The sequence below is a fragment of the Runella rosea genome, assembly GCF_003325355.1.
GTDB classification, from domain to species: domain Bacteria; phylum Bacteroidota; class Bacteroidia; order Cytophagales; family Spirosomataceae; genus Runella; species Runella rosea.
Genome location: NZ_CP030850.1, coordinates 4,817,546 through 4,838,823, shown reverse-complemented (window position 1 = coordinate 4,838,823; position 21,278 = coordinate 4,817,546). Strand labels below are relative to the sequence as shown.

The following is a 21,278-nucleotide window of genomic DNA, read 5'->3' as shown; positions in this document are numbered from 1 at the left end:
TACATTCGTCTAATTTACTCATTTTTGACGAGCCACGGCTACCGCAATTTTAGAATCCGCCGTTCCATAGTACAAAAACCACTTGCCTTTATACGACGCCAGCCCTTCCACAAAACACACCTGATTGATTTGGCCCGTGATTTCGTAGGGGCGGTCGGGTTTGATAAAATAATTTTCAGAACGGTCGTTCAGTTGTGCAGGGTTTTCGGCATCAAACAAAAACTGACCCGCCGCATAGGCGCCTTCGGGCAGGGTGGGGTCGCCGGTTTGGGCGTAATTCATGCCGTTGTAAATCAGCACAATTCCTTTTTTTGTCAAAAAAGCAGGCGGTCCCGGCTCTAGCAAACGTGAATCATGTTTTCCCAGGCGCGTCGATGCCACCGCCACGCAATTGACATCCGACACATTTTGGGGCTGATAAGCAGCATCTTTGGGTTTAGTACTTGGATACCAATTGATTAAATCATCGGAAGTGGCCACATAAAGCTGCGCTTGGTCGCCCCAATACATCCAATATTTCCCGTTGATTTTGGTGGCAATAAATCTATCTCCCACTTTTTTACACACAATTGCGCCCGATTTTGACCAAAAGTCACGGTTTCCTTTGATAAAATTATTAAACGCCAAACCGTGTTTTTGCCACTTGACCAAATCTTGCGAGCTTGCCACACACAGGCGCGCCTTATCACCATCGTAAGAAGTATACGTCATTACGTAGCGCCCGTCTTCGGTTTCTACAATACGCGGGTCTTCGCAGCCGCCTTCCCATTCGTATTTTTTCATAAAATCATTGTCGGGATAAAACACTGGCTCAGGCATTCTTTTAAAATGAACCCCATCGCTACTAACGGCCAATCCTAGACGAGAAGTGCCCGCATATTTGCCCACTTTATCTTCGGCCCGATAAATCATGTATACTTTGCCGTTACGAACCACTACGGCGGGATTAAACACATCTTTTTCTTCCCAACGAACGGTTTCTCCTCGCACGGGGCACGCAAAGGTTGTGTTGGCCTTGGCCTCTAAAATCGGATTGGCGGCGTCCATTTTTTGGAACGGTCCTAACATCCAAGATTGTGTTTTTTGGGCAAAAACAAGGGGAGAAATAAGCAGAAACAGTAGGATTTTTTTCATAAATTAAAGAAGATTGGAACACAAACAAGAAAGGGTTAAAAGTATTGATAAACAATCTCTTAACCCTTCCTTTAATTTTATTTATTTATCTAGTCAAAACACAACGAAGCCGCCCCAAGCAAGCCAGCATCATTGCCCAAAGTGGCGCGTTTGATTTCGAGGTCTTTCAGGTAATACGGCGTCAACCAATAGTTGAGTTGTTTGGTCACGGCAGGAATGATATAGTCAAACGACGCCGACAAACCACCACCGATAAGAATCAGCTTAATGTCCAAAATCCGAATCATAGACACCAGCCCATCGCCCAACATCTCTCCTACGGCGGTCCAGATTTGAAGCGCCAATTCGTCGCCTTCGGCGGCAGCGGCTACCAGACCCGTGGTAGAAATGGTGCCATCATCGGGCAGTTGGGTCGCACCAGTGTACGTCCGACGCATTTCATTGGCTAAATCCAGTAACTCTTTCTTGCCGATGTTGCGTTCGAGCACTTTCCCGTTGCGCGAGGGAATATGCCCCGGCTCCATGGCATTTCCATCACCACCCACAAACACTTTACGGTTGATAATCGCGGCACCGCCTACGCCCGTACCAAGGGTGATGAATATGTAATTTTCGTTGATTTTTTCTTCGGCAAAGTAGAATTCTCCCAAAGCCGCCGCGTTGGCATCATTCTCAAGGAAAAACTGTACCCCTGCAAATCGTTTTGACAGATACTCCACCAACGGAACGTTATCAATTTCGGGAATTGCCGTAATTTCCAACGGAACGGTCCGGTTTCGGTTGATCATTCCTGGCAATCCAATACCTACTTTCTTAACGTTTGGGTATTCGTGCAACTGAATTGCAATTGCATCACCGAGGCGTTCCTCAAAGTGTCCTGACTGGCGCCAACTGGTAGTATCGTGGCTATAAAAATTTGAAATTCGGCCGCTTTCTGTGTCCACGACACCCATTTTGACGTTGGTTCCGCCCACGTCAATACCCAAATATTGTTCCATTTGAAAATATAAATCGTTATCAGTTAGTGGTTAATAGTACAAGGCTAAGTGCAAAGTACTGATTTAACGCGCAAAAATCCTAAACTTAAACAATATCTCCCAACTGCGGACGTATCAAAATTTCTTCTACTACTGCTCCCGCCGAAAGATGATACGCCGACCAAATTGCTTCTGCAATATCTTCAGCCTTTATAAACCGTTCGGGCGGCAATTCTACTCCTTCCCAACTTGAAGTAAAGGTAGCCCCTGGCAAAATAGCCGTCACTCGAATTCCTTTGGTTTTGAGTTCCTCTCTCAGTACTTTGGTAAAACCGTAGAGGGCAAATTTAGCAATACAATACGCCCCTCCGTTGGGATAGGCCGTAATACTTGCCGTTGAGCACAGCGTAAAAATGTGACCCTTTTTGCGCTCTTTCATTCCTTCCACCAATCCTCCCGTCAGATAATGAGCACTGTACAGGTTGATTTCCATCATTTGCTCTAGGGTTCCTTCGGGTGCTTCGTGGATTTGACCAGGCACAAAAAGTCCAGCATTGTTAACAATTATCTCGACGGGTCGATTGAGCGTCTCAATGAACATCACAAACGCTTCTACTTCTGCTTTGACGGCCATATTCACGGCTTTCACAAACAGCTTTGCCGCTGGATATTTTGCCTGAAGGGACTGTTGAAGTTCCATCAAGTCCGACTCGGTACGGGCGCAGGTGACCACATCAAAACCACCAGCCATAAATCGCTCTACGGTAGCTTTGCCAATTCCTTTGGTTCCACTACTAACAATCACAAGAGGGTTCATCTTAAAAAAATATCATTTTCGTTAAGCAAAGGTTAAGATAAAGTTTTACTTTTGTTGGCTTTTTTGTAAGAAAAAGGTATTTTTAACTTAATATTGTTCTTTTTATAACCTTAAAAAACTTACACTTCGTCAATGAATATTTGGCACATTTGTTCTGCCATTATTACTGCTTACCTGTTGGGGTCTATCCCTTCTGCCATTTGGTACGGTGAAGCGTATTTTGGGATTGATGTTCGGAAATTTGGGAGCGGAAATGCGGGGGCAACGAATACTTTCCGGGTATTGGGCAAACGTGCTGGTACAATTGTACTGTTGATTGATGTATTGAAAGGCTGGACGGCCACCAAGCTGGCCAGTATTCTATTTTTTCTCGAAGTCATCCAGCCAGCACAAGTTCCGACCTTCAAATTAATATTAGGTTTTGCGGCAGTTTTGGGGCATCTCTACCCCATTTTTGTGCGATTTAAGGGCGGCAAAGGAGTGGCAACTTCATTGGGGATGATCTTGGCCATTGACCCGCTAGTTGCTTCGGTCTGCATTGTTATTTTTGTATTGGTATTGTTGGTATCTCACTATGTATCACTCAGTTCTATCATCGCTGCATTTGCATTTCCAATGATGTTAGTGTTGGGCATTTTTGGAAAAGCCAGCACCTTATTGATAGTCTTCGGCTTTTTATTATTTGCGGTTGTGGTCATTACCCACCAAAAAAATATCGTTCGTCTACTCAACGGCAACGAGAGCAGAGTGAATCTTTGGGGACGTCGCAAATAATGTTCTTCCGACTTCTTCATGACCCTTTGTTCATAGTAGTTTGCAAGTTTATGCGTTATGTTTGCGTTTGAATACTAATTTGCGTTCAAATCAGCAACCATATTCTCCAAACGATGTCTATTACCCTCATTCTTATCATTATTACCGTCGGTATCAGTTGGTACGGCTTCCAAAACCCTTCTTTCCTCGACAAGTGCTTACTTAACCCCGTTCGGGTTTCTGCCCACAATGAGTACTACCGTTTTGTTACTTCGGGCTTCGTCCATGCCGACTTTGGCCACCTGATTTTCAACATGTTTAGTTTGTATTTCTTTGGGGAAGCCATGGAAATGTTTTTGGGAGGTATCTTTGGGCCAAATGGCACCTTTTACTATCTCGCACTGTATATTTTGGGTATTGTGGTCTCCGATGTTCCTACCTTTATTAAACACCGCAAAAACAGCCGCTACAACTCCCTCGGTGCCTCGGGTGGCGTATCTGCGTTGCTGTTTGCGTTTATTTTATTGGCTCCGCTCCAAAAAGTCTGTTTATATTTTGCCATTTGTATCCCTGGTTTTCTGTTTGGTGCTCTTTACATGGTTTATTCATTCTACGAATCACGGAAAATGGGCGGCCGGGTCAACCACGATGCTCACTTATACGGAGCCATCTTCGGCATTCTTTTTATGGCGTTGTTATTTCCAGCCGCTGTACCCAACTTTTTTGAACAGATAAGTACTTGGCGTCTGTTCTAGGCTTTTTACGTAGCTATTATCTCTTTTCATCATGAACAAAATCCAAATTCCCCTTCTGCTTGCAGGATTCATTTCTGTTGCCTCGTACGCACAGGACGTATCTGTCCAATACGCCCAAAGCATTACGCCCAAAGACCTCGAACGTCACCTACGCGTTATTGCACACGATAGCCTCGAAGGCCGAGACACCGGCTCTCCTGGCCAGAAAAAGGCCGCTGCCTACGTAGCCAGCTTCTTCAAATCCATTGGTTTACAACCTATTGTTGCCGATAAAGACGGTTCAAAATCTTATTTTCAACCCTATGGATTGTACCAAAAAAGTTGGGGTGAAGTTTATCTGGCGACCGAAAAAGAACAATACGAATTCCAGCAAGATTTTTATTTGAGCGGGCTACTCAATGTGCTTTCCGAAGAAAAAGTCCCTGTGGTTTTTGCGGGCTATGGTATCGAATCCGACAAATATGATGACTACAAAAGCCTCAATGTAACGGGCAAAGCCGTACTTATCCTTGAAGGAGAACCCAAAAGCAAAAAGGGCAATTACCTGATTTCGGGCGACGAAAAACCCTCCAAATGGAGCAGTGATGCAATGTCGTGGCAACGTAAAGTCAGTCTCGCCACGAGCAAAGGCGCAAAATATGTGCTGATTGTGTCGAATTTGACGGGTGATGATTTTGCCAAAGAAGTAACCAAACGCGGTGTCATGAATCAGCGTTTCAATCGACTTTCAATGAAGCCTTACACCGAAAAAACCACGGGTAACGCCGCTTTTACGATTTCGCGCGCCATGGCGCTTGATTTATTGGACATCAAAGCCAAAAAATTGGCAAAAATCGAAAACACCATCAGCAGCAAAGGCCAAAGTTTGGCGGGCAGCCTGCCCGAGCGCAGCGTACGGGTCAAAGCCGAGCGAAAAGAAAATATTGTCATGACCGAAAATGTGCTGGGTTTCTTGGAAGGAACCGACAAAAAAGACGAGGTCATTATGATTACGGCCCACCTAGACCACATTGGCATCTCGGCCGACGGCCAAATCAACAATGGCGCCGATGATGACGGCTCAGGCACGGTTTCCATTCTTGAATTGGCCGAAGCCTTTGCCAAAGCCAAAGCCGAAGGGCACGGTCCGCGCCGCAGCATTGTTTTTATGACCGTAACGGGCGAAGAAAAAGGTCTTTGGGGTTCTGAATATTACACCTCTAATCCTGTCATTCCGTTGGCAAATACCGTTTGTGACCTTAACATTGACATGATTGGCCGGGTAGACAACGCCCATAAATCCAACCCCAATTATGTGTACCTCATCGGCTCTGATAAACTTTCGTCTGAGTTGCACGCCATCAGTGAGGAAGCCAACAAGAAGTCGGTCAATTTTGACTTAGATTATACCTTCAACAATCCGAGCGACCCCAACCGGTTTTACTACCGCTCCGACCACTATAATTTTGCCAAAAACAAAGTGCCAGTTATCTTCTATTTTACGGGCGTCCACGAAGATTATCACCGCCCCGGCGACGACGTAGAAAAGATTATGTTCGACAAGCAGGCCAAGATTGTGCAATTGGTTTTTCATACAGCATGGGAATTATCCAACCGCGACGAGCGCATCAAGGTCGACAGCAATAAACCATAATCGTAGGGGCAGGCCTTGCGCCTGCCCAGCTGTACGCGTCATACAGGGGCAGACGCGAGCGGAACGCCGCCGCGGGCCTGCTCCTACCATCCTAAACCTCTTTCTTATGATTACGTTTGATACGCTTGCCGCTTTCCGCACGCACCTTGGGCAGTCGCTCGGGAGCAGCGAATGGGTGACCATTACCCAAGAAATGGTCAATGATTTTGCCAAAGCTACGGGCGACAATCAGTGGATTCACGTCAATACAGAATTGGCGAAGCACTCGCCTTTCAAAACGACCATTGCCCACGGTTTTTTGACCCTTTCGCTGGCTCCAAAGTTCATGTACGAAATGTACCAAGTACAGTCCGTTAAAATGGGCCTTAATTACGGAACCAATAAAGTGCGGTTTACCTCGCCCGTCCCCACGGGAAGTCGAATACGAATGCACGCTCTCCTTAAAGAAGTAGAAGACCAACAGCCCAACGGCATCAAATCGGTGATAGAAGCCACATTTGAGCTAGAAGGCAGCGCCAAGCCCGCTTGCGTAGCCGAATTGATTACGCTTATGTTTGAGTAGTCTCCCATATTCACGGGACTTTTTAGAAAAATGCGCCAGCTTCCCCCAAAAGGCGTATGCGTCATCAACCTAAAAACTCCCCTTTGGGGTGGGGATTTTATCCATCATGCGTTTAGAAAACAAAGTTGCCATCATTACGGGCGGTGCGCGCGGCATTGGCAAAGCTACTGCCGAAATATTTACCCGCGAAGGAGCCAAAGTCATCATCTGGGATATGCTTGACGCTGGCGAACAAACCGCGCAAGAGCTGAGAGACAAAGGTTACTCGGCAGAATTTACCAAAATCAGTGTCACAGACGTTCCTGCCATTGAAGCGGCGGCTCGCGATATTTTTGAGCGTTACGGCCAAATTGACATTTTGGTCAATAATGCGGGCATTACCCGTGATAAATCCTTGCTCAAAATGTCGTATCAGGAATGGGCGCAGGTGATAGATATTAACCTCAACGGCGTGTTCAACTGCACCAAAACGGTGCTTCCTTACATGGTTGAAAACAAATACGGTCGCATTATTTGTACCTCTTCGGTGGTAGGACAAACGGGCAATTTTGGTCAAACCAACTACGTAGCCACCAAAGCCGCCATCATCGGAATGGTCAAAACATGGGCTAAAGAGCTTGGGAAATACAACATTACCGCCAACGCCGTGGCCCCCGGATTCATCAAAACCGACATGACCGACCTGATTCCCGAAGAAGTACGCAATCAGACCGTGGCCGCAATCCCCGCAAAACGCATGGGCCTCCCTGCAGACATCGCCAATGCTTATCTTTATTTGGCTTCTGAAGAAGCTGGATATGTCAATGGACATACATTGAGTGTGAACGGCGGTGTAGCGTAGAATAAGTATGCTTGCATACCTTTTTTGAAAAATGTATCTTTGGGCAAAAGTCAAGAAAACTCATACACTTCATTATGGCATTCAAAGACACGCTTTTAGAAGGTCTAAACTTCAACCTTTCCGAAGAACATTTGGCGGTAAAAGAAGCCGCCCGCGATTTTGCCCAAAACGAACTTCTACCGGGCATTTTAGAGCGCGATAACGAACAAAAATTTGACCCTAAACTCCTTAAACGCATGGGCGAACTGGGGTTTATGGGTATGATGGTCTCGCCAGAATACGGCGGCGGCGGCATGGACACTGTATCGTACGTACTAGCGATGGAGGAACTTTCTAAAGTAGACGCCTCCGCCTCGGTGATGGTTTCGGTCAATAACTCGTTGGTTTGCTACGGCTTAGAAGCGTACGGAACCGAAGAACAAAAACAGAAATACCTCACCCGATTGGCCTCGGGCGAAATAGTCGGAGCCTTTTGTCTTTCCGAACCCGAAGCTGGCTCAGATGCCACCTCCCAACACACCACCGCCGAAGACAAAGGGGAGCATTACCTCGTCAATGGCACCAAAAACTGGATTACCAACGGTGGCATTTCGTCGGTTTGTTTAGTGATTGCCCAAACCCACCCTGAACTCAAACACAAAGGCATCAACTGCCTGATTGTAGAAAAAGGCTGGGATGGATTTGCGGTCGGAAAAAAAGAAGACAAGATGGGCATCCGTGCCTCAGATACGCATTCGCTCATGTTTAGCGATGTGAAAGTCCCCAAAGAAAACCGCATCGGTGCGGATGGATTTGGGTTTAAATTTGCGATGAGCACCCTCAACGGCGGCCGCATCGGAATTGCCGCCCAGGCGTTGGGTATCGCGGCAGGGGCTTTTGAGCTTTCGTTGAAATACGCTCAAGAACGAAAAGCCTTTGGAAAGCCCATTTTTGAGCATCAGGCCATCCAATTCAAACTTGCCGAAATGGCCACCAAAATAGAGGCGGCGCGCTTATTGGTATATAAAGCGGCACGACTCAAAGACGAACACAAAGACTACGTAGAAGCCGCTGCGATGGCTAAACTTTTTGCTTCTGATGTAGCCATGTGGGCCACCACCGAAGCCGTGCAGATTCATGGCGGCTATGGTTATGTCAAAGAATACCACGTAGAGCGCATGATGCGCGATGCGAAAATTACGCAGATTTATGAAGGCACTTCTGAAATACAAAAATTGGTCATTGCCCGTGAGCTAATCCGATAAAAACGAAAATTATCAAATCAATAAAGCGGGTGTCGGCCCGCTTTATTGATTTCTCAAAATGCTCCGCTTCTCCCGTACGACATCATCAGGCTAAATCGTCAACCGTTGAGCATGATTTTATTTCCGACCTTCTTGTATCGCAAATCTGCTTTCAAAAAAAATTAGCTGTCACCTTTGACGCCAAACCAATGTCTTTTTTTACCAAAGCACTGCAGCACATCAAAACCTCATTATTGGATTAAGGAAAGATTGCTACAAAAAGCAAAATGCACCGTTCATTCCTGCGATTCTTTCTTTAAATAAAATATTTTTCAAAAAAAGTACCCCTGAAATACAAAATTCTTCAATAGCCTTATTGGGGCAAAAAGCCCAAATAATCCAATTTTTACTGTTTTTATAAAAAAAAGTATGCGTTTTCTTGCAGGATTCGTGTACTTTTTTTTATATTGAAAAAAATTCCACACTTGTATTAGTTTTGTACAATTATTAGTTTTGTACAAATTTTAAAGAATATCCGTTTTTCGTAAGAATACAAGCAACGCACTTAACCATTACCCAATGGAAGATTATAATAAAATCATCGAATCGCTCGGAGTGAAGTTTATCAAGGCTCGTCACATCCGTATGCTGCAAACCATCACAATTAAAAACTTTTACGACGTCGAAAACTCGTTGATGATTCTCTATGATGGAGAGGTATTGTTTGCCAACGAAAAAATAGAAGTCGGCGATATGCTGTTCATCCCAGGTGGAAAACACGCGACCGTTACCTACAGCAGCGGCGACAACGTGCAACCTAAAGTGGTCAGCAACGAAGAATTCTTGACCCGTCGTGAGTTGTATTTCGACAGTTTGCGCGATGCCACTCAGGTTGGAAAAATTCCTCACTCGTTTGGTTTAGTTGCGTTTGATGCCAAAGTGTTTGATTCGGTCAACTTCTTTACGTCGTTGGACATCCCTCCTTTCATCATCAAAAACAACTCTTATCTGGGGCGCCTCATTGGCGAGATTCTTCAGGAAGATTTTAACGAGACTCCAGGGCGCGGTCGTATCATCAAAATCAAGACCGAAGAACTAGCCATTGAGGTGATTAGGTATATTTTGAAGAACAAGCTGTTTGTGGAGCAATTGGTGACCAACAGTACTTACTTCAAAGATCCACGCTTGATTGATATTTTCGCCTACATTAAAGATAATTTGGGAGGTGATTTATCCAACAAAGTATTGGCCAATGTGGCCAACGTTTCCGAAGATTACGTAGGACAATACTTCAAAATGCTGACGGGTATCAACCCCCAGGATTATATTGAATACCAGCGTATGGAAGAAGCCGTTACGCTGCTCCGTACATCAAAGAAAAGCATTCGGGCCATTGGTGCCGAAGTGGGCTATAAAGACACTGCCTATTTCTGCCGGCGTTTCAAAATGATGTTTGGTATTCCGGCCGGCAAGATGCGCCGCCGCGAATCACTGATGAACGTTTAAAGGTGAAAAATAGATTGACTCATAAAGCAGCTCATCCAATGGGCTGCTTTATTGTTTTTGCGGGGTTTTGGCTTAAATTTGCTTAAAAAACGAAACCTTGTCCAAATATGAAAAAGCTATTTTACCTATCGCAAATTGTTGTTTTAGGTCTTTTATATGGAGTACAGGCATTGGGCCAGACCAAGGGTGCATGGAAACAAACTTCTTCTGATGGAAAAACGACGATGTTAATTTGCTCAGACAATTACCTGATGGTTTCCCGTTACCAAGAAAAAGAATTTTTATACACAGAAGGGGGAGTTTATAGCTTTACCGACGGTACTCTAACCTACAAAAGCGAGTTCAATTCGGCGGATACATCCAAAGTGGGTAAGACGTTGAGCTTTAAAATTAATTTTTCAGGCAATAAATTATTAGTTGAGGGCTTGGGCGAATGGCAACAGGTAGATGATGCCAATACTCCCGCTGCCGCCGTGTACCGTATTACGGGCCGCATGGGCAACGACAACAAAATCAGCCCCATGCAGCGCGGCGCACGAAAAACCCTCAAAATGCTCACCGGTACGCGTTTTCAGTGGGTAGCCATCAATCCTGAAACCAAACAATTTTCGGGAACTGGCGGTGGAACATACACCATTAAAGATGGGAAATACACCGAAACCATTGATTTTTTCAGCCGCGACAACAACCGCGTTGGAGCTTCGCTGAGTTTTGATTATGAGCTTAAAGACAGCAAAGACTGGCACCATAGCGGCCTGAGCAGCGCTGGCGCCAAAATTTATGAAATATGGAGCAAAGAGCAATAGCCTCTAGAAAGCGTCTCTAAATGCCCAATACACAATACCGCTTAGAATTAGCATGACCATTCCTCAACTCCACGATTTTTTTCGCACCTGTACGGGTATATCGACCGATACCCGCCAAATTACCGAAGGATGTTTGTTTGTCGCCCTGCGCGGCGACAAATTTGACGGCAATGTATACGCCAAAGACGCGCTCGAAAAGGGAGCAAAGTACGCAATTGTGGATAACCCCGAGGTAGCGGTGGATAACCGTTACTTGTTGGTGGATAACAGCCTAGAAGCGCTCCAACAATTGGCCGCTTTTCACCGACGCCAATTATCCATTCCAGTGATTGGCCTGACTGGCTCCAACGGAAAAACCACTACCAAAGAGTTGATTGCGGCGGTATTGTCCAAAAAATTCAGAACCTATGCCACCAAAGGCAACCTCAACAATCATATCGGTGTACCGCTTACCCTCTTGGCCATCGATGATAGCTACGAAATAGCCGTGGTGGAAATGGGCGCTAATCACCAAAAAGAAATCGCACTTTTGAGCAGCATTTCTCAACCGAGCCACGGTCTGATTACCAACGTAGGCAAAGCCCATTTAGAAGGTTTTGGCGGAATAGAAGGCGTCAAAATCGGGAAAGGAGAGCTGTATGATTGGTTGTCTCAATCAGCAGGCACGGTGTTTATTAACGGGGCTAATCCTACGCTCGTTGACATGGCATCTCAACGTTCTTTTGCAAAAAAAATCACATATTTAACGGGCGAGCAGGCGCCTGTTCTCTTGGAAGATTCGCCGTTGGTGAAGTATCGCGATGCCGAAGGGAATCAAATCCAAACTCACCTGACGGGAAAATACAACTTTGAAAACATTGCCGTGGCGTTGGCCATCGGTGCGCATTTTGGCGTTTCCAATGCATTGGCCAACCAAGCGGTAGCGGAGTACAATCCGACCAACAACCGCTCCCAAATCATTCAAAAAGGCACCAATACCATCATTATGGACGCCTACAACGCCAATCCTTCTTCTATGTCGGCGGCGGTTGAAAACTTTGGGCGGCTAAAGGCAGAGCGGAAAATGGTGATTTTGGGTGATATGCTCGAACTCGGCGAAGAATCTCCCCAAGAACATCTGGCTTTAGGGAAATTAGTGGGACAACAACACTTTGACGTGGTGATTCTGGCGGGAAAACTCATGCAGGACGCCTTGCCAGCGCTACCCAAAGCTTACTATTTCCCCGATAAATTTTCGTTACACAATTGGATTGTAGACCATCCGCAAACCAATACCCATGTGCTTATCAAAGGCTCGCGGGGGATGGGGCTTGAAACGGTTGTGCCCTATTTATAACAAAGATTAATAGCCTACGGCGTAGTCTTTTTTAAACGGTTTCCCCGACCACGCCTTTTGCTGCGTCCACTCGGCGTCGGGGTCACTCCAAAACGGGTCGGTGGCGGGTAAACCCAACGGAATAAACCCTAAAGTGGTCAAATACATGCTTCCCGCGTTGGAATACGAATCGGCAATGTTGGGTTGGTGTCCAGCAAAACCCAGGGTAAGCCAACCATCGTTGTCAAAAATACCTTCCTGCGCAAACATCCGTTTCATAACCGCCGTGAGCGCACAGCGCACCTGAGCTGGGCTAACCCCTTCGGGCAATTGATGAATTAAGGCCGCATGGGTCAGCGCCTGAAACGCCCCCAAACGATATGTAACGCTACGCCCAAAAGCTGGAAAAGAACCTTCGGGGGATATTAACCTTTCCAAAAAATCAGCGTGCCGCTGCATTCGTTTGACCGCAAGCGCATAACGTTCCTGCAACACCTTGTGGTTGCCCGCGGGTGATTGTCGTTTGTTGACTTCCAACCACGTTTGTAGCACATCGACCATCATAGGCTGAATCACAAAGGAGTTGTAATAATCGGTGTGAAAGACTTCACCGTCCTTAAACCAGCCATCACCTACGTACCAATCTTCGATTTTTCGAACGCCGAATTCGATGCGGTAGCGGTCGGCGTCTTCGCCGATAGATAACAAAAATGCTTCTACAATAGCCGCAAATAACACCCAGTTATTGTTGGGCGGAACCACTCGACGTAATAATTTAAATTCTTCAATGACGCGTTTTTGGGTAACATTATCCAGCGGTTTCCAGAGTGCATCGGGGGCTTTGATGAGGGCTTGTGCCAAAAATGCCGCATCCACCAACGTTTGCCCCTCTTTTCGCCAAAGCATATAATCAGGGTGCGATGGATTCACACTATTTTCGATGCTTTTAAGGGCATAGCCTCGCATTTTTTTGCGCAATTCTCCTTCTTCGGTGGCGTCGTCGGGTAGAGCAAGCCACGGCGCTACGCCTACAATGGTTCGGGCAAAGCCCTCTAAGTAGGCTACTTTTGCGTTTCGGTTATCCCAAGCGGGGCTGTATTCTACTTTCCAATTTTTTACCAATGTACCTTCCGCCAGATTTTTAAGCACAGGCTCGGCAATTTTATACAACAACTTAGCCCAATACAACCGGGCAGTATCATCGGCTTTATTTACTTGAGCACCAACCATAGGTACACCAACTGCGCCCAAGCCCAACAAGGTATTTTTTTGAATAAAATCGCGACGATTCATGAAAGATATAGCATGTCAAAATCCTTTCTTACTTTGTTAATTTCAAACAAACGGGCATCGAAACCTTGATTTCTTTTCCCGTGGGGGTCAATTTCCCCGTTTTGGTGTCGCGACTAAACACCACCACGTTGTCGCTGTCCTGATTGGCCACCAAAATCCATTTTCCCGTGGAATCAATCATAAAATTACGGGGGGTTTTTCCCAGTACATTTTGATGGCCTACGTAGGTCAATTGTCCGTTTTTTTGATTAATGCTGTAAATCACCAAACTCTCGTGCGTGCGGTTGGATCCGTACAAAAATTTACCATCGGGAGAAATGTGAATATCTGCGCACCACTTGCGGCCTGTGTAGTCGTCGGGGAGGGTCGTAATCGTCTGGAAAGGCACCAATTTGCCATCTTTGTAGTTAAAACCTGTCACGGTCGCATCCAACTCCTGAATCACGTACGCAAACTTCCCATTGGGATGAAACGTAAAATGCCGAGGTCCAGCACCGGGGGTTGTACCCGTAAAAGCAGGATTTCCGGGCGTCAATTGTCCTGTTTCTGCGTTCAAGGCATAAGTCATGATTTTATCGGTTCCTAAATCAGGAACAAACACGTCACGGTTGTTGGGAGCGATATTGATAGAGTGAACATGCGGTTTTTCTTGGCGTTCTGTATTTACGCTTTTGCCTTCGTGCTGGATGGTCTGGACGGGCTTCCCAACCGAGCCATCGGCTTGAATAGGCAGTACGCTCAGACTCCCGCCGCCATAATTACCAACAATGACCCATTTCCCCGTTTTATCAACCGTTATATGGCACGGCCCTGCGCCCCCAGCCGACTGTGTGTTTAGTAAGGTCAAACTGCTCGATTGCTTGTCGAATGAAAAGGCGCTTACCGCGCCCCCGCTCATTTCTGCGACAGAATACACAAAACGTTGGTCGGGTGAAAACGCCAGAAACGATGGGTTTTTAACCCCTTTTCCAATCGTTACGGGAGTAAGGTCTCCCGTTTTGGAATTAAACTGATAAACATAAATCCCCTCGCTAGTTTTGGAAGTATAGGTACCTATAAAGAGAAGATGGCTGTTGTTTTGGCCATTTGATACAATACTCATCAGATATAAAAGCCCAAAGAGGAGAAGGCCGAGTCTTTTCATGTGTTAATCAGTTTAAACAAAGTGGTAATTATCTTTTTTTCACTCTTTTTATAAAGTGATAAAAAAAATGCTTTTACCCTAGATTCTGGCACTAGTTTTGGTGTTTATCATGAATATTAAAAAAAATGCATAACTTTTGGTCTTATTTCAGTTCAATATAGTATCTTAATTTACATACTTATATACGTTATGAAAGGCATAATTTTTACCGAATTTCTTGACATGGTTGAGCAAAATTTCGGTTATGAAATGGTTGACACATTACTCAACGAGTCTGAATTAACTTCGGGCGGCATCTACACAAGTATCGGCACTTACAATCATCAAGAAATGGTAAACCTGCTTGTTACCCTGAATATGAAAACAGAAATTCCCATTTCCCAGTTGTTAAGAACTTTTGGGCTGTACCTGTTTCAACGTTTCACAAAAATATACAGTCACCTGATTGATAAAGCCCCCAATGCTTTTGCTTTTCTGGGGTCTATCCATAGTTATATTCACGTAGAAGTGCGAAAGCTATACCCAGATGCCGAATTGCCTCATTTTGACATAGAACAACCCAACGCAAATACCTTAGTGATGCACTACTCATCTATCAGAAGCATGGGAGATTTGGCGTATGGTCTTATTGAGGGCGCTATGAAACACTACGGCGAAACGGCAACTATAACGCAAGAGCTGCTTCAAGAAGACGGAAGTCAGATAAAATTTGTGATTGAAAAGTAGTATGCAAGACATAGAACTTCTCCAAAGACGGGTAGAACGAGAACGCAAAGCGCGCCTGCAAGCCGAGGCCATTTTGGAAGAAAAAGCATTCCAACTCTATCAAGTCAATGAGCAACTGCGGCACCTCAACGAGAACCTCGAACAACAGGTAATAGAGGGCGTCACTAAACTTCAAGACAGCGAAAAAAGATACCGACAGCTCATTGAGTCTGTTCAGGATATTATTTATAAGATTTCGCCCGAAGGTTTTTTCACTTTTGTCAACCCAGTGGTAGAACAGCGCCTGGGCTATAGCGAAGACGAAATCATCGGTCGTCATTTTACCGAACTGGTGGTACCTGAATACCGAGAAAAGTTAATCAATTTTTATTGGGAAATGGTACACTTTCAAAAAGAGAGTACCTACAACGATTTCCCTGTCTACAAAAAAAATGGCGAAATTGCCTGGATTGGGCAGACGGTTCGACTCATCGAAAATGAAGGAAATGTAGTGGAACTCGTCGCAGTAGCCCGTGATATTACCGAACAGGTAGCCACCGATGATGCCCTCCGCACAACCCAAACCCGTTTATCAACCCTTATCACCAACCTGCAAAAAGGCGTCCTGGTCGAAGACGAAAACCGCAAAATTATTCTGGTCAATCAATTATTCTGCGACCTTTTTGAGATTCCCGCCCCCGCCGAGACGTTAATCGGGGTCGATTGCTCACAATCGGCAGAACAATCAAAGCACTTATTCAAAAATCCAGAAGGATTCGTCAAACAAATCAACGATTTACTGACAAGACAGGAAATCAGTATTAATGAAGAATTACACATGGTCAACGGTCGCATTCTTGAACGCGACTATATTCCGATTTTTTTGGAAGGGCAATACCGGGGGCACCTTTGGAAATATGCTGATGTAACCGAACAGTTTCTGGCTAGAGAACGAATTCGGAAAAGCGAGGAAAAATACCGGGGCATCATGAACAACATGGAGCTCGGCCTCATTGAAGTCGACAATGAGGACCACATTATCAGGGCCTACGACCGCTTTTGTCAGATGATGGGCTATACAGAAGAGGAACTCATCGGTAAAGTGGCGTCTATCTTATTCTTGCCTCCCGAATTTCACGGAATATTTGAGCAACATCAATCGATAAGAAGCTCGGGTAGGGCAACTTCGTACGAAGTTCAAATGATAAAAAAAGATAAAAGTCGCATTTGGGTCATTCTCAGTGGTGCGCCCATCATGGACGAGCATGGCAACATCGTGGGCTCTATGGGAATCCACTACGATATTTCAGCACGAAAACACCTGGAACAAGAACTGGCCCTCGCCAAAGAAATTGCGGAAGAGGCTCGTCAGGCTGAAAAACAGTTTTTGGCAAACATGAGCCACGAAATTCGTACTCCGCTCAATGCAATCATTGGAATGACCCACTTATTGTTTGACACCCGCCCCAGCAAACAGCAGTACGAGTACCTTGATATTCTTAAATCATCGGCAGATTTTCTACACAGTCTTATCTCAGATTTACTTGACATGGCAAAAATTGAAGCTGGACGAATCGAAGTTCAGAACCATCCGTTTGATTTAGTTGGCCTTTTAAGAACTACCCAACGGGTATTTCAAATCAAGTTAGAAAACCGCCCCATTGAGCTGGATTTAATGATTGACGGTCGTATTTCGGGCAATTATCTGGGCGACGATGTAATGTTGAATCAAATCCTGCTCAATATCATTGGCAATGCTGAGAAGTTTACGGAAGAGGGAACCATTGAAATAACGGTGAAACTCAAGAAAGAAGACAATGAAACCTGCTGGATTGAGTTTAAAATAGCCGACACGGGTATTGGAATTCCGAAAGAAAAACTGGACTTAATTTTTCAGAAATTTAAGCAGGTCAACCCGCAAGGGCATAAACACAAGGGCACCGGACTAGGGCTATCTATTACCAAGCAACTCGTTGAATTGCAGGGCGGTACCCTAACGGTAAAAAGTCATGAAGGAGAAGGAACCACTTTTACGTTTACTCTGCCCTTCCAAAAATCCGACACCGAGATTGTTAAAAACGATTATACAATTGAAGAAGGTACGGCCAATCTAGAGCTGTGCAACCTGCTCGTTGTAGAAGATAACATCATGAACCAACGCTACATCAGCGGCTTGCTCAACAAATGGAATATTCCGTTTACCATCGCGATTGACGGCAGAAAGGCGGTAGAACAAGCCCATAAACAGCATTTCGATATTATTTTGATGGACATTCAAATGCCCAATATGGATGGATACGAAGCCACCTTGACCATTCGAAATACGAATAATCTCAACCAAAATACGCCCATTGTTGCCCTTACTGCCTCGGCAATGATTGATCAGAAAAACAAGACGAAATCGGTCGGAATGAATGATTTTATCACAAAACCATTTACTCCATCCCAACTGTTAAGTGTTATTCAACGGTTCCTCAAAGTAGAGAATCTACCTACACCCTCCCCAGTTTCTCTCTCTGAGCCAACATCTACGCTTCTCGATTTCTCTCGTCTCAAAGAATTGTACGGCGATGACAATGAGTACATTCTGGATATGATGGAAACTTTTCTGACCGATGCACTACCCGATTTTTCGGGATTTCAGGCATTAATAAATACCAACGATTGGGTGACTTTGAGCAAGTTGGCACACCGACTAAAACCTAGTCTGGGAATGGTAGGACTCACGGATTTAGAAAAAACAATGGCAGAAATTGAGAATCAAGCCCGTAAACAACCAGAGGCTGAAAGTTTACAGTTACTTTGGGACCACGTCAATGCCCAACTCGAAATCGGCGTAAAAGAAATTAAACGCGAAATTGAGAAGTTGAAACTATAACACCTTTCCCAAAAAAGATACAATATGCTCCACCATCGGGTTAAACCAAGGAGTAAACAATACAAAAGTGTGCGGTGCCTCTGAAAAGGAATGTACCTCAGAATAACGTCCCAAAGCGTCCATTTTTCGCCGCATTTCATCGCGGCCAGCGTGCATTCTGTTGACTGAACTATTGATAAATAAAACAGGTGGCGTGTTTTTGTCAATGTGCTGTAATGCCCCCGCCTCGTTCCACAACTCAGGGTTTTGGGTTTTATTGTAGCCAAACCAGTACGTAGCGGCCGAAATAGACTTACTATCATCACCTTCTCCAGATTCGGGATGAATGAACGCCAACGTACCATCAAGGTCAATAATGGCGTTGATTTTGCTCGAAAAAGACGAATTACCCAACTCCCCTTCAAATTTTGACAAGCCGTTAGTGGTACCCAACAAGGCAGCTAACTGCCCGCCTGCTGAGAATCCTAATGCAGCAATTTTGTCGACGTCAATGTTATATTTTTGAGCATTGGCCCTCAACCACCGAACTGCCGCTTTCAGGTCATGCACCGCCGCTGGATACAGAGCTTCGGTCGAAAGCCGGTACTCGGCTGTCACAGCCACAAATCCACGCTCGGCCAGTTTTTGGGCCAAGGGGATGTGCTGAGAGCGGTCGCCCGAACGCCAGCCGCCCCCGTGAATAATGAGGACCGTAGGGCGAGATTTGGTGGTTTTTGCCTTGGGATAAAACACATCTAATTTCAAGTCTCGCGTACCCGTGTTGGCGTAAGCAATGTTATAGATTTCATTGACTGAAGCAATCTTTCTAGCTTCCACCACCGCACTACGGGGGAATTGTTTTTGAATCTGAGCAAAAGCCCGTTTCGTGTTAAATGATGTATCTCTCACACCCGTCAACCCAAAAGTGAGCAAAGGCGATTCTGGGTTCCAGTGGTCTTTGCCGCCCAACACCTGCGCAACGGTATATTTTTTGGCCTCATTTTCAGACAATTGCTTTGACCAAGCTACCCGTCTTTCGGAATTTGCTCCTGCACCTTTGGATTGATATTCAGCATAAAAAGCCGTTTTCTCAGCGTTGGGCTTGTCCCAATTGTGCCAGCCTTCGGGTTTTACAACTTTTGAAAGATTACAATTTAGAAAAACGGTTTGGGCATAGTCTCGCCAAGGGCGCCCCAAATAAACACTGGCTTCAGGCGATTCACCGTCCAAGTCGCATTGGTTAAATACATACCCAAAGGCCTGCCCAGAAGGCGTAGAAGCCGCCGTAAAATAACCGCCTTTGAGTTTGGAATAAATTCGGCAATGTTGGAAATAAGCAATCGCCCAGCCAAAGATAAAATCGACGGTACCTTCTATGTAACAGTTTTTGTAATACTGCCGAGTACCTTCTCTTTTGGGATAAAGGGTATCTTGAAAACCTAAAAATCGACAATTTATAAAACGCGCCCGATCTCCGTCAACAAGCATAGCAACAGCCTGCCCCACAGGCCCCGCAGTGTTGGCGAAAGTAATGTCAATGGCCGTAAAATCATTGGCAACAATGCGCGTAGAGGTTGAAGTCGTGGTGCCGAGCTTGATACCATCGGCATTGATTTTGCCCGAATAATCATCGTACGTAAGCACTGTATGTTGGGTATCCTCGCCCATGAGCGTCACGTGATTCTTGGTCGAATCGAGGGTGAGTTTTTCTTTGTAAAGACCTTTTTTGATGCGAATTAAAACCGCCTTGGTGTTATTGAGAGGCACCGCATTAAAGGCCGCCTGCACCGTTGTAAAATCCCCCGAACCGTCCTGTGCGACGGTAATAAGGTTTTTCTGGGTTGATTGGGCAAACAAATTGTTTACCAAAATGAGGCTAAAAAAAAGACAGTTTCTCATGTTTTACTATTTTTATCTCCCCCACTTTTGTACCCAGTTAGGATACTCCGTTGACAATAGCTTCGCAGGCCAAGTGCCATAATAGGCGTACCCGACGCGGCGTTCGTTCTCAATTTCGGCCAATGTGGCTCTCGGTACGCTATCGCGCCCTGTAAAAAACGGCTTGTTGGTTTCGAGGTCATAAAACCGCGCCCAAACCGTTGAATTGGGGTCAGCTACTACAATTCTATCTTTGCCTTTGGGTTGGGTAGCATCCACAATATCTTGGGTTTTAATTCCGACAATTTTTGAAGCATCCAACCACGCCACCGCGGCATTGATTGCCTTTTTAATTTCAGGCGACGGATTATCTACGGCCATCAAAAACCGTACGATTCCTACGCTTTCACTTCCACTCAATGAAGCCAACTCAAAAGCGCGTGCTTTGGCAGGAAGGAGGGTTTTGCGGTCGTGTTGGGCACCCCAAACGGTGAGTTTTCCTTTTTGAATAAATTGGGTTTTCAAAATACAGCTGATTCCTTTCTCTACCGCGACTTGGGCCCCAGGAATCAGGGTTTTATCTACGATCTCAAAATCATTGACCCTTTCTGAAATGGACTTCATGAGCCACATCACGTCCATCATCGCGTTGTCGTTAAAGGTGATGTGTTTGCGATAGCTACTCGTATCAGGATAAAACTGCCCCCAACCTCCCGCCAGATTTTGAGCGGTCAAGAGATAATTTATACCTCTTTCGGCAGCCTGCAAATACGCCAAATTATGGGTCTTTTTGTAGGTTGAAACCAAGGTTGTTATTTCCCGAGTAGTTGCTTGGTCGTCGATGGTCGCATCTAAGTTGTTTTTTTCGGCAAGTAGCGTCGCCTTTAAAGATTCTGGCAATGTTTTGTTATAATCAATCGCATTGCCTCCTGGCTGGGGCCAGCCGCCGTTGTTGCGCTGGTAGAGCAACATTCGTTCCGCGATCGAATCTTTCACAACTTCTTGCGGGGTTGAAGTCGGTAACGCTATTTTACAACTTCCCGTACCCCATAGAAGACATGAACAAAGGAGTGTAATCA

Annotated in this window: 18 protein-coding genes; 11 read left to right on the top strand and 7 right to left on the bottom strand. The window is 45.4% G+C overall.

Features of this window, described 5'->3' with window-relative positions; genetic code table 11:
* Positions 1–18: 18 nt before the first annotated feature.
* The 3 genes from DR864_RS20070 to DR864_RS20060 form a co-directional block, all read right to left on the bottom strand.
* Positions 19–1,134 (bottom strand): glycoside hydrolase family 130 protein, encoded by a 1,116-nt coding sequence (locus DR864_RS20070; RefSeq protein ID WP_114068645.1) that lies wholly within the window; start codon positions 1,132–1,134, stop codon positions 19–21.
* 89 nt (positions 1,135–1,223) lie between these two features.
* Positions 1,224–2,132: an ROK family protein gene (locus DR864_RS20065; protein ID WP_114068644.1), complete on the bottom strand. Its 909-nt coding sequence runs from the start codon at positions 2,130–2,132 to the stop codon at positions 1,224–1,226.
* Positions 2,133–2,217: 85 nt separating this feature from the next.
* Positions 2,218–2,928: an SDR family oxidoreductase gene (locus DR864_RS20060; RefSeq protein ID WP_114068643.1), complete on the bottom strand. Its 711-nt coding sequence runs from the start codon at positions 2,926–2,928 to the stop codon at positions 2,218–2,220.
* A 132-nt stretch (positions 2,929–3,060) separates the two neighbouring features.
* Between DR864_RS20060 and plsY the strand changes: the two genes are divergently transcribed.
* The 9 genes from plsY to DR864_RS20010 all read left to right on the top strand — a co-directional run bounded on the left by plsY (position 3,061) and on the right by DR864_RS20010 (position 12,343).
* A complete protein-coding gene (gene plsY, locus DR864_RS20055; RefSeq protein WP_114068642.1) occupies positions 3,061–3,702 on the top strand; it encodes a glycerol-3-phosphate 1-O-acyltransferase PlsY in 642 nt (213 codons plus the stop codon).
* A 113-nt stretch (positions 3,703–3,815) separates the two neighbouring features.
* A complete protein-coding gene (locus DR864_RS20050; RefSeq protein ID WP_114068641.1) occupies positions 3,816–4,436 on the top strand; it encodes a rhomboid family intramembrane serine protease in 621 nt (206 codons plus the stop codon).
* 31 nt (positions 4,437–4,467) lie between these two features.
* Positions 4,468–6,069, top strand: coding sequence for a M28 family peptidase (locus tag DR864_RS20045; RefSeq protein WP_114068640.1), 1,602 nt, complete (start codon positions 4,468–4,470; stop codon positions 6,067–6,069).
* A 106-nt stretch (positions 6,070–6,175) separates the two neighbouring features.
* Positions 6,176–6,631, top strand: coding sequence for a MaoC family dehydratase (locus DR864_RS20040; protein WP_114068639.1), 456 nt, complete (start codon positions 6,176–6,178; stop codon positions 6,629–6,631).
* Between the two features lie 106 nt (positions 6,632–6,737).
* Positions 6,738–7,472, top strand: coding sequence for a 3-oxoacyl-ACP reductase FabG (gene fabG / locus DR864_RS20035; protein WP_114068638.1), 735 nt, complete (start codon positions 6,738–6,740; stop codon positions 7,470–7,472).
* 74 nt (positions 7,473–7,546) lie between these two features.
* A complete protein-coding gene (locus tag DR864_RS20030; RefSeq protein WP_114068637.1) occupies positions 7,547–8,716 on the top strand; it encodes an acyl-CoA dehydrogenase in 1,170 nt (389 codons plus the stop codon).
* A 558-nt stretch (positions 8,717–9,274) separates the two neighbouring features.
* Positions 9,275–10,201, top strand: a complete 927-nt coding sequence (locus DR864_RS20020; protein ID WP_114068635.1) for an AraC family transcriptional regulator — start codon at positions 9,275–9,277, stop codon at positions 10,199–10,201.
* A gap of 107 nt (positions 10,202–10,308) precedes the next feature.
* Positions 10,309–11,007, top strand: a complete 699-nt coding sequence (locus DR864_RS20015; RefSeq protein WP_114068634.1) for a membrane or secreted protein — start codon at positions 10,309–10,311, stop codon at positions 11,005–11,007.
* Positions 11,008–11,059: 52 nt separating this feature from the next.
* Complete coding sequence (locus DR864_RS20010; protein ID WP_114068633.1) at positions 11,060–12,343, top strand: UDP-N-acetylmuramoyl-tripeptide--D-alanyl-D-alanine ligase; 1,284 nt, start codon at positions 11,060–11,062, stop codon at positions 12,341–12,343.
* Between the two features lie 6 nt (positions 12,344–12,349).
* On the opposite strand, the gene DR864_RS20005 is transcribed toward DR864_RS20010, so the two are convergent.
* Both DR864_RS20005 and DR864_RS20000 read right to left on the bottom strand, forming a co-directional pair.
* A complete protein-coding gene (locus DR864_RS20005; RefSeq protein WP_114068632.1) occupies positions 12,350–13,615 on the bottom strand; it encodes a DUF2264 domain-containing protein in 1,266 nt (421 codons plus the stop codon).
* Between the two features lie 28 nt (positions 13,616–13,643).
* On the bottom strand, positions 13,644–14,759 hold the full coding sequence (locus DR864_RS20000) for a lactonase family protein (RefSeq protein ID WP_114068631.1): 1,116 nt from the start codon (positions 14,757–14,759) through the stop codon (positions 13,644–13,646).
* 189 nt (positions 14,760–14,948) lie between these two features.
* Here DR864_RS20000 and DR864_RS19995 point away from each other — a divergent pair, with 189 nt between their 5' ends.
* Complete coding sequence (locus DR864_RS19995; protein ID WP_114068630.1) at positions 14,949–15,485, top strand: heme NO-binding domain-containing protein; 537 nt, start codon at positions 14,949–14,951, stop codon at positions 15,483–15,485.
* Position 15,486: 1 nt separating this feature from the next.
* Positions 15,487–18,342 carry a PAS domain S-box protein gene (locus DR864_RS19990; RefSeq protein WP_114068629.1) on the top strand — a complete coding sequence of 952 codons (2,856 nt, stop codon included), beginning with the start codon at positions 15,487–15,489 and terminating at the stop codon, positions 18,340–18,342.
* On the opposite strand, the gene DR864_RS19985 is transcribed toward DR864_RS19990, so the two are convergent.
* Positions 18,337–20,220 carry a pectinesterase family protein gene (locus DR864_RS19985; protein WP_114068628.1) on the bottom strand — a complete coding sequence of 628 codons (1,884 nt, stop codon included), beginning with the start codon at positions 20,218–20,220 and terminating at the stop codon, positions 18,337–18,339. The genes DR864_RS19990 and DR864_RS19985 overlap by 6 nt on opposite strands.
* 12 nt (positions 20,221–20,232) lie before the next feature.
* On the bottom strand, positions 20,233–21,195 hold the full coding sequence (pelA, locus tag DR864_RS19980) for a pectate lyase (protein ID WP_229599424.1): 963 nt from the start codon (positions 21,193–21,195) through the stop codon (positions 20,233–20,235).
* Between the last annotated feature and the right edge of the window lie 83 nt (positions 21,196–21,278).